The organism is Rhodococcus sp. P3_B8 (genome assembly GCF_056402775.1).
Genome location: NZ_JBFUGT010000014.1, coordinates 1 through 13,192 on the forward strand (window position 1 = coordinate 1; position 13,192 = coordinate 13,192).

At 69.0% G+C, this 13,192-nt stretch carries 10 protein-coding genes; 7 read left to right on the forward strand and 3 right to left on the reverse strand.

The window, feature by feature from the left end:
• From AC1D1G_RS08370 to AC1D1G_RS08385, 4 genes are all read left to right on the forward strand, one after another.
• Positions 1 to 860: acyl-CoA dehydrogenase family protein (locus AC1D1G_RS08370; RefSeq protein WP_477951703.1), on the forward strand; the 860-nt coding region annotated here is incomplete at its 5' end.
• 31 nt (positions 861 to 891) lie between these two features.
• Entirely contained in the window at positions 892 to 1,644 is a 753-nt protein-coding gene (locus tag AC1D1G_RS08375; RefSeq protein WP_007301678.1) for a GntR family transcriptional regulator, read from the forward strand.
• Between the two features lie 336 nt (positions 1,645 to 1,980).
• Positions 1,981 to 6,465, forward strand: coding sequence for an AAA domain-containing protein (locus tag AC1D1G_RS08380; RefSeq protein ID WP_477951704.1), 4,485 nt, complete (start codon positions 1,981 to 1,983; stop codon positions 6,463 to 6,465).
• A gap of 49 nt (positions 6,466 to 6,514) precedes the next feature.
• Positions 6,515 to 7,405, forward strand: coding sequence for a Vgb family protein (locus tag AC1D1G_RS08385; protein ID WP_477951705.1), 891 nt, complete (start codon positions 6,515 to 6,517; stop codon positions 7,403 to 7,405).
• A 44-nt stretch (positions 7,406 to 7,449) separates the two neighbouring features.
• On the opposite strand, the gene paaI is transcribed toward AC1D1G_RS08385, so the two are convergent.
• Genes paaI through paaZ form a run of 3 tightly spaced genes read right to left on the reverse strand, consistent with a single transcriptional unit; the run spans position 7,450 to position 10,224 of the window.
• Positions 7,450 to 7,863, reverse strand: a complete 414-nt coding sequence (paaI, locus tag AC1D1G_RS08390) for a hydroxyphenylacetyl-CoA thioesterase PaaI (RefSeq protein ID WP_061697886.1) — start codon at positions 7,861 to 7,863, stop codon at positions 7,450 to 7,452.
• Between the two features lie 7 nt (positions 7,864 to 7,870).
• Entirely contained in the window at positions 7,871 to 8,188 is a 318-nt protein-coding gene (locus tag AC1D1G_RS08395; RefSeq protein WP_283332159.1) for an EthD family reductase, read from the reverse strand.
• Complete coding sequence (gene paaZ / locus AC1D1G_RS08400; RefSeq protein WP_477951706.1) at positions 8,185 to 10,224, reverse strand: phenylacetic acid degradation bifunctional protein PaaZ; 2,040 nt, start codon at positions 10,222 to 10,224, stop codon at positions 8,185 to 8,187. The genes AC1D1G_RS08395 and paaZ overlap by 4 nt, the downstream gene beginning before the upstream one ends.
• 159 nt (positions 10,225 to 10,383) lie before the next feature.
• Between paaZ and AC1D1G_RS08405 the strand changes: the two genes are divergently transcribed.
• From AC1D1G_RS08405 to AC1D1G_RS08415, 3 genes are read left to right on the forward strand one after another with little or no spacing between them, the layout of a single operon-like run.
• The gene (locus AC1D1G_RS08405; RefSeq protein ID WP_477951707.1) at positions 10,384 to 11,610 is read left to right on the forward strand and encodes a thiolase family protein; all 1,227 of its coding nucleotides are present in this window, start codon (positions 10,384 to 10,386) and stop codon (positions 11,608 to 11,610) included.
• On the forward strand, positions 11,607 to 12,335 hold the full coding sequence (locus AC1D1G_RS08410) for an enoyl-CoA hydratase/isomerase family protein (RefSeq protein ID WP_477951708.1): 729 nt from the start codon (positions 11,607 to 11,609) through the stop codon (positions 12,333 to 12,335). Before AC1D1G_RS08405 ends, AC1D1G_RS08410 begins: the two co-directional genes overlap by 4 nt.
• Complete coding sequence (locus tag AC1D1G_RS08415) at positions 12,332 to 13,186, forward strand: 3-hydroxyacyl-CoA dehydrogenase family protein (RefSeq protein WP_477951709.1); 855 nt, start codon at positions 12,332 to 12,334, stop codon at positions 13,184 to 13,186. Before AC1D1G_RS08410 ends, AC1D1G_RS08415 begins: the two co-directional genes overlap by 4 nt.
• Positions 13,187 to 13,192 lie beyond the last annotated feature (6 nt).

Consider the following 13,192-nt stretch of genomic DNA (forward strand, 5'->3'; position numbering starts at 1 on the left):
TGTACGGCACCGAGGAGCAGAAGCGGCAGTACCTGCCGAAGATGGCGACCGGTGAGATCCGGGCCACGATGGCGCTGACCGAGCCCGGCGGCGGGTCGGATCTGCAGGCGATGTCCACCAACGCCAAGACCGACGGCGACGATCTGGTGATCACCGGGTCGAAGACGTGGATCTCCAACGCCCGCCGGTCCGGTCTGATCGCGCTGCTGTGCAAGACCGATCCGGCCGCGTCCCCCAAGCACAAGGGCATCTCGATCGTCCTGGTCGAGCACGGTCCCGGTCTGACGGTGTCGCGGGATCTGCCCAAGCTCGGCTACAAGGGCGTCGAAACCTGTGAGCTGTCGTTCGACGGCTACCGGATCTCGTCGGACGCGATCCTGGGCGGGACCCCGGGCAAGGGGTTCGCGCAGATGATGAAGGGCCTCGAGACCGGCCGCATCCAGGTGGCCTGCCGGGCCCTGGGTGTGGCGACGGCGGCGCTCGAGGATTCTTTGGCGTATGCGCAGCAGCGGGAGAGCTTCGGCAAGCCGATCTGGAAGCATCAGTCGATCGGCAACTACCTCGCCGACATGGCGACCAAGCTGACCGCGGCCCGGCAGCTGACCTGGCATGCGGCCGAGCAGTACGACAGCGGTGATCGGTGCGACATGGAGGCCGGGATGGCGAAGCTGTACGCGTCGGAGGTGGCGATGGACATCGCCCTGAACGCGGTGCGCATCCACGGCGGTTACGGCTATTCCACCGAGTACGACGTCGAGCGGTACTTCCGGGACGCCCCGTTGATGATCGTCGGTGAGGGAACCAACGAGATCCAACGCAACGTCATCGTCTCGCAACTCGTGTCGCGGGGCGGTCTGTAGTCCGGCAACCTGCACGTAGGATCGGTGCGCGATGAACGGTAGGGAACGAGAACGAGAGACGGAGCCGGCGTACCAGCTGGTGTCGAAGCAGCTCCGTGAGCACATAGCCGCGGGCAAGTACCGCGGCGGCCTCAAGCTCCCCACCGAATTCGAGCTCGCGGAACAGCACGGCGTGAGCCGGCAGACCGTGCGACGCGCCTTCCAGGACCTGGTAGCCGAGGGCATCGTCTACCGGGTCCCGGGACGCGGGACGTTCGCAGCGGAGTCCGACGGCCGATACCTGCGTCAGCTGGGGTCGATCGAGGATCTGATGAATCTGTCCACGGACACCACCATGGAGGTGGTCTCCCCGCTGCGCCGCCGGGTCGACATCGAGGCCGCGAGCAGGCTCCGCCTCGACACGGACCTCGTCCACACGGTCGTGTTCCGGCGGCGCCACGACGACACCCCGTTCGTGCTGACCACCGTGTACCTTCCCGACGAGATCGCCCGGCTCGTCGTCGACGCGCCCGAGATGTCCGAGGGCGCCGTCAGCGCGTACACGATCATCGGTCTGCTGGAGCCGCACCTGCGCAGCCCCATCGTGGAGGCGGCGCAATCGATCACGGTCGCGCCCGCCCCCGCGGACGTGGCCCGCGAACTCGGCTGCCCCGAGGGCCATTCGATGCTGCGGGTGGACCGGCTCTATTCCGATTCGGAGGGGCGGACCGTCGAGTTGGCGGTCAGCTACTTCCTGCCCGAGCACTACACCTACCGCGTGACCCTGCGACGCGGCGGACGCTGACCGTCCGCGTCCTCGTCGGGATCGGCGTCTGCCGCCGCCGTCCTCGCGCTCGACCGACGTTTCCATGCCCACATCCCGGCACTGCTGCCGTTCCGTCCCGAACTCCGCGATGTGTTCGAGGCGAACGAACCGATGCGCAAGCAGACCGGGGACTTCACCGCCGGCACGGGTGAACAGTAGAGACCGACCGGTACGCATCGAGGTCCGATCGACACCCCGAGCGACCGTCCAGTCCCTCTGCCAGGGGATGACGCCTCGAACTTCACCCCCTCGACCCGATAGTGTGCACGGCGGGGGCAAGCGCACGTCATCACCGAGAATTCGCAGAGGTTTACATTGTCGAGTCCCGAAAACGACGCCGAGCTCGCAGGCCGCGTCCAGCGCCTGCTGCAGTTCCTGCGCGAGATCGTCAGGGCTCGCACGAAGCCGGTTCTCCGCGTCGACCAGCACGAACAGGTCGAATGGCTGCATCAGGACGGCCGGATGATCCAACTCGATTCCGACGCCGCGCAGGGCGACATCGTCCTGCGCGTGCCCCTCATCGGCGTCGAGGATCCGCCGGAACTGCCCACGGTCCTGGCCGGCTGGGTGGACGCTGCGGCCCGCTCCGACAGCTCGCGTTCCGATCTCGAACTGAACGCGTCCGACGCCTACGCCGAGGACTCCGACGAGGAATACGACGTGCGCCGCGCGTACGACGTCCGGCAGGCGTTCGACGCGTACGTGCCGCGCTGGCAGGCGTGGGCGAAGGCAGACCGTGAGCGTCGTCCGCACGCCGATCTGTACCAGTCGCTGCAGCGGATGCTGCAGGAGCTGAACGCCCGACCCGAGTCGATCGAACTCGTCGTCGCGTCCGGTCTGCTGACCCTGGCGGGCGCAGGCCCGGACGGCGTCCATACCCACTTGGTCACCCAGTCGGCGAGCATCCACCGAGATCCCCGGACCGGCGACCTGCTGGTGCGGCTGATCGCGGGCTCCCAGCCCCGGCTCGAAGACTCCCAGCTGTTCACCGGACTCGACGTCTACGACAGCGCGCACGCGATGCCGCTGCAGAAGCAACTGCAGGACACCGCCGTGTCGCCGCTGAGCGACGGCGTTCGCGCCCTGCTCGCGGAGTGGGCGCCGAAGTCGCTGATGACGACTGTCACGATGCGGGACGGCCTCCGGCCACCCGACGCCGACGCCGACGCCGACGGCACCCTCACGCTGTCGCCCGCCCTGGTCCTGCGCAAGCGCAGTGCCTTCGCGCTGGTCGAGTACTACGAGCAGATGATCTCCCACCTCGAACGCGACGGCGCGACCGTTCCGCTCGGGCTCGCGCAGCTGGTCGAGGCGATCGAACCGGCAGACCGGCTGTCGTGGCTCGAGCGCACCGGCGCTGCCACCTCGTCGACGCTCGCCGAAGACCCGCTCTTCCCGCTCCCGGCCAACGCCGAGCAGTCGCAGATCATCGAGCGGCTCGGCGGGGACAGCGGAGTGGTGGTCGAAGGGCCGCCCGGCACGGGCAAGACCCACACCATCGCCAACCTGGTGTCGGCGCTGCTCGCGCGCGGCCAGCGGGTGCTCGTCACGAGCGAGAAGGCGCAGGCGCTCCGGGTGCTGAGGGACAAGCTCCCGCCCGAGATGCAGGAACTGTGCGTCTCCATCACCGATCTGTCCCGCGGCGGCTCCGACGAGCTCACCCGCAGCGTCGCGACGATCGCCGAACGGAAATCGTCGTTCAACCCGCACAGCGAGGGCCAGAAGATCGCCGATCTCCGCGCCCAGCGGGACGAGGCCGTGCAGAAGCGGGCCGTCGTACTCGAGCAGGTGAAGGCGCTGCGCGAGTCCGAGACCTACCTCCACGACGCTGTCGCGGACGGCTACGAGGGCACCGCCGCCACCATCGTCCGCAAGGTCATGGGTCTGCAGGACGCCTTCGAGTGGCTTCCCGGTCCGCTGCTGAGCGAGCAGCCGCCCCTCACCGGCACCGAGGTCGAGACGCTGCGCCGGCTGTCGGTGACGGCGTCCCCCGAACGGGCGCAGCGGTCCCGTCAGACGCTTCCCGCGCTCGACTCGCTGCTTCCCAACCGGGCCGAACTGGAACGGCTCTGCTCGCGGGCCTCGACCAGCGTCCCCATCGACACCCCGCAGTCGGCGCATCTGCTCGAGGTCCTCGGGGGTGTCGACCCCGAGACGGCGTACACGGTTCGCCGGCACTGCAAGGAATTGCAGGCGCGGGCACACGACGTCCTCGACCTCGACGGCCAGTTCCAGGGCCTCGCCGACACCGTCCTCTCCGGCCGGGCGACGCACCTGTGGGGTCGTCTGGACGCCCTGCCCGCGATCGTCGAGGCGGCCGCGGCCGCCGACCGCTACATCGGTGCGCACGACGTCCAGTGCGCCGTCATGACCCGACCGGCCCTGCAAGCGGTCGGTGCGCTCGCCGTCGCGATGGAATCCGGCGCCGTCGAGTGGAAGACGCGCTTCCGTCGCAGCGACGAGCAGAAGGCCGTCGAAGAACTCGGCCTCGACGCCACCGTCGACGGTGTACCCGCCACGACCGCCGCCACCGTGCGGCTCGTGACCGAGCACCTGCGCGCCCACGACGCCGCGCAGACCGCCGCCACCCTGCTGGCGGACCTTCGGATTCCGGTGGACATGAACGGTTCCCGTGCCGTCCAGGTCGACAGCCTCAATATGATCGTCGGCCGGGTGGCCCGGGTGCGCGCCCTCCTCGTCGCGCGCGACGCGCTGGCCCGCGAACTGTTCGCGCTGTCCCCGAACGCGCCGCGGATCCGCACTCTTGCGGACGCCGTCGCGGTGGCCGGGGCCGCAGAAGCGATCACCACGCGCGCCGACGTGGACAGTGCCCGTGCGGAACTCGACGCCATCGTCTCGGCAGTCTCCACCGAGGTCGACGCGGGACCGTCGCCGGAAGGCACCGCCCTGGTGGCGGCACTCGATCAGGCCGACAACGAGGCCCTGTCGGATGCCCTCTCCCGGTACGCGATCGCCCGCGTCGAGCAGCAGGATCAGCGGCTGTTCGACGAACTGTCCGACAAACTCTCACCCGTCGCCCCGGCGCTGTACGAACTGGTGCGCAGGACGGCGGCGCTCACCGAGTGGGACGAGATGAGCTGGCAGATGTCGGAGGCCTGGGCGTGGCGCCGTGCCCGCCAATGGGTCACCGAGCAGCACCGTGCCGGTCGTGAGCAGGAACTGGAAGCCGAACTCAACGCCGTCGACGCGGATCTCGCGCACCTGACGGCGCGGCTCGCGGCGGCCACCGCCTGGCGCGACTGCCTCGAACACCTGACGGCAGATCAGGTGCGGGCGCTGCAGACGTACCGCGAGCACATCTCCAGCATCGGTGCCGGCGCCGGGAAGTACGCCGAGAAGTACCGCAGCGCAGCACGATCCGCGATGGGCGAGGCGCAGGGCGCGGTGCCCGCGTGGGTGATGCCGCTGCAGCAGGTGCTCGCGTCGATCCCGCCCGTGCCGGGCAGCTTCGACGTCGTCATCGTCGACGAGGCGAGCCAGGCCGACATCACCAACCTGTTCCTGCTGTGGCTGGCGCCGCGGGTGATCGTCGTCGGCGACGACAAGCAGTGCGCACCCGCCGACATCCCCACCACCGGCACCCTCGACGACGTGTTCACGCGGCTCGACGCCTACCTGCCGGACCTTCCGGAGTACGTCCAGGCCACGCTCACGCCGCGGTCGAGCCTGTTCTCGATCCTGCGCACCAGCTTCGGTCAGGTGGTCCGGCTCCGCGAGCACTTCCGCTCGATGCCCGAGATCATCAACTGGTCGAGCACCCAATTCTACGGCGAACTGCCGCTGGTCCCGGTGCGGCAGTTCGGCGCGGACCGGCTTCCGCCGCTGAAACATACGTACGTATCCGAGGCCACCGTGTCAGGCAAGGACGCGACACTCACCAACCACGTCGAGGCCGCCGCCCTCGTCGACCAGCTCATCGAATGCCTCGTCGACCCTCGCTACGACGGCAAGACGTTCGGAATCGTCGTGTTGCAGGGGCAGTCCCAGGTCGACGCCATCCGGACCGAACTCGTCAAACGCATCGGCATCGAACAGTGGGAGCAGCGGCGCCTGCGGGTCGGGACGCCGCCCGACTTCCAGGGCGACGAACGAAGCGTCGTCTTCCTGTCGATGGTCGTGGGACCCGAGCAGAACTTCGCACCGCTGACAGCGAACCAGTACAAGCGGCGGTTCAACGTCGCGGCGTCACGCGCGCAGGACCAGCTGTGGCTGTTCCACTCCGTGACCGTCGACGAACTGAAGCGGGCCGACCTGCGCAACTCCCTGCTCAGCTACATGATGTCGACGTCGCCGGCACCGGCCGACCCCATGCCGCAGGACGTCGACCGCGACACCCGGATCCCGCCGTTCGACAATCTGCTCGAGCAGCGGGTGTTCAACGACATCGCCGAACGCGGCTACCACGTCAATTCGCAAGTCGAGGTGAACAATCGGCGCATCGACCTCGTCGTCACCGGCGGCACCATGAGACTCGCCGTCGAATGCGACGGCGACGCGTTCTCGACCACCCCGGAACAGCGGATCGCGGACCTCGAACGCGAGCAGGAACTCAAACGGTGCGGCTGGACGTTCTGGCGCGTCCGCGAGTCGGAGTACTACCTCGACCCGAAGGCTGCCCTGTCGAGTCTGTGGGAGACTCTGGACAACCTGGGCATCGCGCCGCACGCGGTGGATCACGCGATCGCCATCGAGGCGGCCGCCGCCGAGCGGGCAGCGCGCGACGCCGCCGCGTCCGAGCGCGGAAAGCATGCGGCCCCCATAGGCGCTTCGCGCCCGTGAGTACTTATTAACGTCCCGCGGTTAACAAGTACTCACGGGTGCGGAGCGCATGAGAATCCAGGAGTTCGCCGTCTCCGACGAGAAGTCGGGGCCGTACGCGATCACGGCCGGGCCCGACCAGGCCTTGTGGGTGACGCTCGTCCACGCCGGTCGAATCGCGCGCCTCACCGTCGACGGCGAAGTCGCGACGTTTCCGCTCGACACCGCGGAGTGCGGGCCCACCATCATCACGCCGGGCCCGGACGGCGCCTTGTGGTTCACACGATTCCGCGACCACCGGATCGGGCGGATGACGTCGAACGGAGCGATCGATTCCTTCCCGATCCCGACCCCGGACAGCGGTCCGTTCGGGATCGTCGCCGGCCCGGACGGTGCCCTGTGGTTCACCGAGACGAATGCCGACCGGATCGGGCGGATCACCACTGACGGGCAGATCACCGAGTTTCCTCTGCCCACGGACGGCGGGTTCCCTTCGGCGATCACGCTGGGTCCGGACGACGCACTGTGGTTCACCCTCAACCAGGCGAACGCGATCGGCCGTATCGATCTCGACGGCAACGTCGCGGTGCATTCTCTGCCCACGCCCGCCGCCGGGCCGGTGGGGATCACCCGCGGGACCGACGACGCGCTGTGGTTCGTCGAGATCGGCGCCGGGCAGATCGGCCGGATCTCCGTCCACGGCCGGATCGACGAGTTCGCACTCCTGGACCGCTCGGCCCGACCTCACGCCGTCGTCGCCGACCCCGACGGCGGTTGCTGGTTCACCGAATGGGGCGCAAACCGCATCGGACACATCGGGCCGGACGGCGACATCACCGAATACGACCTGCCGACACCGTCTTCGGAGCCGCACGGGATCGCCGTGRGACCGGACGGTGCAGTCTGGGTCGCGCTGGAGATCGGACTTGTCGCGTGCCTGCGGCCCGTGAGTACTTATTAACGTCCCGTGGTTAACAAGTACTCACAGGTGCGGAGCGCACATGCTCACGGGCGCGGCTGCGCACGACTGTCGCCGCGGAACTCGGCGATGACGTCGTCGCCGCGCCGGACGGTGACGTCGTAGATGCCGTTGCGCCCGAATCGGGCCCGCTCCACGGCCTCGGCGACGAGGGTGTCGCCGAGGCGGGTGGCGGTCAGGAACCGGATGTCGGCGCGAGCGGCGACGGCGGGCGTGTCGTATCCGTTGCACGCCATCGCGAATGCGGTGTCGGCGAGGGTGAACACGAACCCGCCGTGGGTGATGCCGTGGCCGTTGACCATGGTCTCACCCACGACCATCGACGCGACCGCGTGACCGGGGCTGAGCTCGAGGATCTCGATGCCGAGCGCCTGGGACGCGTTGTCGGCCTCGAACATCTTCCGCGCGATGCGGCATTCCGTGGATGCGTCGACAGTCATGGTTCTCCTACTGGTTGTAGACGGATTCTTCTTCTTGGACGTACATGGTGACGCCGCCGGTGGCGAAGTTGCGGACGTCCTTGCCCGCCTGCTTCATCTCCTCGGACTGCAATCCGGACTTCATGGTGTCGGCGTCGGGGAAGACGAGGCTTGCGACCGCATAGTACGGCGGCTTCCCGCCGTCGAGGGCGCTGCACTTGCCCCACGTGAAGTCGGTCAGGCCGGGAATCTTGCGGGCCAGCGGCATGTGGGTGTCGCGGTAGTAGGCGTCGAACGCCTCGGGATCATCGGGGTGGCCGTAACAGACGGCGACCTTGAAGCTCATGCGTTTTCTCCTTTGGCGACGAGGGTGAGTACGTCGTACGTTGCGACGGGATCGCCGTCCTGGTTGACGACGACTGCATCCCAGCGGACTTCACCGTAGTCGGCGCTGCTGCGCGGGGTGATGAGCTTCGCGGTGAGCGTGACGGTGAGGCTGTCGTCGGCCTTGACGGGGGTGAGGAACCGGAGGTTGTCGACGCCGAAGTTGGCGAGAACGGGACCGGGATTCGGTTCGACGAACAGGCCGGCGGCGAGGGAGACGACGAGGTATCCGTGGGCGACGATGCCGCCGAACAGCGGGTTCGCGGCCGCGGCCTCGGGGTCGGTGTGGGCGTAGAAGGTGTCGCCGGTGAACTCGGCGAAGTGGTCGATGTCGGCGAGGGTGACCTGGCGGGGGCCGCCGACGATGGTGTCGCCGATCCGCAACTGCGCGAGGTTCTTCCGGAACGGGTGGATGCCGTCGTCGTTGCGCTGCGAACCGGTGACCCACTTGTTTCCGACCGCGGTCAGGATGTCGGGGGTGGCCTGGACCGCGGTGCGCTGCATGTGGTGCAGGATGCCGCGGATGCCGCCGAGTTCCTCACCGCCGCCTGCGCGTCCGGGGCCGCCGTGCACGAGGACGGGCAGGGGTGAGCCGTGGCCGGTGGATTCCTTGGCGTCGTCGCGGTTGAGGACGAGGACGCGGCCGTGGAACGGGGCGAGGCCCAGCACGATGTCGCGGGCGAGTGCGGAATCACGGGTGACGAGGGAGGCGACGAGGCTGCCCTTGCCGCGGGCGGCGAGTTCGATGACCTCGTCGGTGCTGTCGTATCCGATGACGGTGCTGACAGGGCCGAAGGCCTCGATGTCGTGGGGTTCGGTGGCGTCCTTGTCGTCGGAGCGCAGCAGGATCGGCGGCAGGAACGCGCCGGTCGCCTTGTCGGCGCCGACGACGTCGAAGTTCTCCGGGTCGCCGACCACGATCTGCGCCGACTTGGTCAGTCCGCGGAGCGATTTCAGGACCTCGTCGCGCTGTTCGAGGCTGGCGAGCGCACCCATCGTGACGCCTTCGGCGTCGGGGGCGCCGACCACGACGCGCGACAGCCGGGCCTCGGCCGCGGCGATGACGTCGTCCATCAGTGTGGACGGCACGAAGGCGCGCCGGATGGCGGTGCACTTCTGGCCGGCCTTCACTGTCATCTCGGTGACGAGTTGCTTGACGTAGAGGTCGAATTCCTCGCTGCCCGGTTCGACGTCGGAGCCGAGGATCGACGCGTTGAGCGAATCGGCCTCGGCGTTGAAGTGGACGCCCTCGCCGACGACGTTCGGGTGCGCCCGCAGGATGGCCGCGGTGTCGGCGGATCCGGTGAACGCCACGGAGTCCTGCCCGCCGAGGTGGTCGAGCAGCCCGCGGGCGCTCCCCGACAGCAGCTGGACCGAACCCTCGGGCAGCAGCCCGGACTCGATGATGCGACGGAACACGAGCTCGGTGAGATAGGCCGACTGGCTCGCGGGCTTGACGATGGACGGGACGCCGGCGATGAACGCGGGGGCGAGCTTCTCGAGGAAGCCCCACACCGGGAAGTTGAACGCGTTGATCTGGACGGCCACGCCGCGGCGCGAGGTGTAGACGTGCTGGCCGAGGAACGTGCCCTTCTTGCCCAGCTGCTCGAACGCGCCGTCGAGGTAGACGGTGTCGTTGGGCAGTTCCCGCCTGGCCTTGCTGGCGTAGCTGAGGAGGGTGCCGAAGCCGCCGTCGATGTCGACGCCGGAGTCGCGCTTGGTGGCGCCGGTCGAGGTGGAGAGGGCGTAGAACTCGTCCTTGCCCGCCATGAGGGTGAGGGCGAGCGCCTTGAGGGCGGCGGCGCGCTCGTGGAAGGTCAGTTTCGCGAGCGCCGGTCCGCCCACCTCGCGGGCGTAGGCCACCATCTCGCCGAGGTCGAGTCCGGTCGCGGAGATGCGCGCCACCTCGGAGCCGTCGACCGCGCTCAGCAGCGGGGTTCCCTCGTCCGGCGCGGTGTACCAGCGTCCGGCGGCGTAGCTTTCCAGTAACTTGCTCACGACAACTCCATTTCACCGTACGTTCGGTCGGTTAACAGAATCGTCGCTTCCGCCGCTGGTTGTCAAGGGAGCATCGCAACTTTTTGTGCGCTACCTCCCCTTGCGTACCGACCGAAGATTCGGTTATTAATAGACGGCACCCCCGTGAAGGAGAAGACTGTGGCCGAAGTGTTTCTGGTGGACGGAGCCCGTACCCCGCAGGGTCGATACGGCGGAGCGCTCGCAGGAGTGCGCCCCGACGACCTTGCCGGTCTCGTCGTGGCAGAGGCCGCCCGCCGGGCCGGAATCCCGGGCGACGCCGTCGACGAGGTGATCCTCGGTGCCGCCAACCAGGCCGGTGRGGACAACCGGGACGTCGCCCGCATGGCCGTGCTGCTCGCGGGCCTGCCCGACAGCGTTCCCGGCTACACGGTGAACCGCCTGTGCGCGAGCGGTCTGACCGCCGTCGCGTCCGCCGCGCACACCATCCGCAGCGGCGAGGCCGACATCGTGATCGCCGGCGGCGTCGAATCGATGACCCGCGCACCCTGGGTGATGGCCAAGCCCGGCACCCCGTGGGCGCGTCCGGGGGAGGTGGCCGACACCTCGCTCGGCTGGCGCTTCACGAACCCGCGGTTCACCGCGGCAGATCGTGACGTTCCGGCCGGGGCCGGACCGGACGTCCGCAAGGTGACGTTGTCGATGGGCGAGACGGCCGAGGAGGTCGCCGCGCTTGAGGGCATCACCCGCGCCGAGAGCGACGCCTTCGCGCTGCGCAGCCAGGAGCGGGCGATCGCGGCGGTCGACGCCGGCCGGTTCGCCCGTGAGATCGTGCCCGTGCCCGTGCCGGTGCGCGATGGTGAACTGACCGCCGACGAAACCCCCAGGCGGGGAACCACGCTGGAGAAGCTGGGTTCGCTGAAACCGGTGTTCCGCACCGGCGGCATCGTGACCGCCGGCTCGTCGTCGTCCCTCTCGGACGGCGCCGCGGCCCTGGTCGTCGCGAGCAAGGCTGCGGTGGAGAAGTACGGCCTGACCGTCCGCGGCCGCATCGTCACCAGCGCCAGCGCGGGCATCGCCCCCAACGTCATGGGTCTGGGCCCGGTCCCGGCCACCCGCAAGGCCCTCGCCCGCGCCAACTGGTCGATCTCCGACCTCGGCGCCGCCGAACTCAACGAGGCCTTCGCGGCGCAGTCGCTCGGAGTGATCCGGCAGCTGAAGCTGGACGAGTCGATCGTCAACGCGGACGGCGGCGCCATCGCACTCGGCCACCCGCTGGGTTGCTCGGGTGCGCGGATCCTGTTGACGCTGCTCGGCCGGATGGAACGCGAAGGCGCCCGCCGCGGGCTGGCCACGCTGTGCGTGGGCGTCGGCCAGGGCGTCGCGATGCTGATCGAGGCGCCGTGAACACACTGAAGATCGAGGACCGCGACGACCGCATGGTGGTCACGCTGCACCGTCCCGCGCAGCGCAACGCGATCAACGCGGAGATGATCGGCGAACTGCACCAGGTGTGCGCCGCGCTGGAAGCGACGCCGAAGCCGATGTTGCTGACCGGCGAGGGCGATCACTTCGCCGGCGGCGCCGACATCGCCGAACTGCGTGAACGCGGCCGCGACGAGGCGTTCGCCGGCATCAACCGCAACTTGTTCGACCGCATCGCGAAGCTGCCGCTGCCCACCGTCGCGGCGGTGAGCGGGTACGCGCTCGGCGGCGGCGCCGAACTGTCCTACGCGTGTGACATCCGCATCGCCACCGAGACCGCGGTCTTCGGGAACCCGGAGCCGGGGCTGGGGATCATGGCCGCGGCCGGGGCCAGTTACCGGCTGCCCGAGTTGGTCGGCACATCTGTCGCCAAGCAGGTCCTGCTCGGCGGCCGGAACCTCGACGCGCAGGACGCGCTGCGCAGCGGACTCGTGATGAGTGTCGTCGCACCCGGCGAGCACATCGATGCAGCGCACAAGATCATCGACCGCATCACCCGGTCGGCGCCGCTGGCGCTCAAGCTCACGAAGTTGATCGTCGACGCACCGGGCTCGCACCCGTTCGCCGACGACATCGCGCAGGCGGTGCTGTTCGAGAGCCGCGACAAACACGACCGCATGACTGCGTTTCTGGAGAAGAGAAAATGACGAGCACGGCACCGAAGAACGTCGGAGTGGTCGGCGGCGGCCGGATGGGCGCGGGTATCGCGCAGGTCTTCGCGACCCTCGGCTCCACCGTCACCATCGCCGAGAGCGGCGACCGGCAGGCGGCGCTGAAGCGGGTGTCCGACGGACTGGACCGCGCACACGAACGCGGCAAGCTCGGCGACGTCGATCCCGCGACGATCCTCGGACGGGTGTCCACGGTGGCCGCCCCCGATGCGCTTCCGCCGGCCCTGGATCTGGTGGTCGAGGCGGTGCCCGAACTGGTCGACCTCAAGCTGTCCGTGCTCTCGCTCGTCGAGAAGACGGTCGACCCGTCGACGGTGATCGCCAGCAACACCAGTTCGATCTCCATCGCCGAACTCGGCAGTGCCCTCAGCGACCCGGCCCGGCTGATCGGCATGCATTTCTTCAATCCGGTTCCGGCGTCGACGCTCGTCGAGATCGTCCGCGCCCCCGCCACCGACTCCGGTGTCGTCGAGAAGGTCCGGGAGTGGGTGGCCCAGCTCGGCAAGACCGAGGTGCTGGTGAACGATTCCCCGGGCTTCGCGACCAGCCGTCTCGGCGTGTGCCTCGGGCTCGAGGCGATCCGGATGCTCGAGGAAGGCGTCGCCGACGCCGAGTCCATCGACCGGGCCATGGAACTGGGCTATCGCCACCCGATGGGACCGCTGCGGTCCACCGATCTGGTCGGACTGGACGTCCGGCTCGCGATCGCCGAGCACCTCGCGAAGACGCTCGGCGACCGGTTCGCGCCGCCCGCGCTGCTGCGCGAGAAGGTCGCCAACGGCGAACTCGGCCGCAAGACGGGCCAGGGGTTCTTCACCTGGTCCTGACGGGCC

Bases quoted from the DNA above. Each gene is read 5' to 3' on its own strand.
- paaI (WP_061697886.1), bottom strand. From the start codon at position 7,863: ATGACTGTCGACGCATCCACGGAATGCCGCATCGCGCGGAAGATGTTC.
- AC1D1G_RS08395 (WP_283332159.1), bottom strand. From the start codon at position 8,188: ATGAGCTTCAAGGTCGCCGTCTGTTACGGCCACCCCGATGATCCCGAG.
- AC1D1G_RS08415 (WP_477951709.1), top strand. From the start codon at position 12,332: ATGACGAGCACGGCACCGAAGAACGTCGGAGTGGTCGGCGGCGGCCGG.
- AC1D1G_RS08375 (WP_007301678.1), top strand. From the start codon at position 892: ATGAACGGTAGGGAACGAGAACGAGAGACGGAGCCGGCGTACCAGCTG.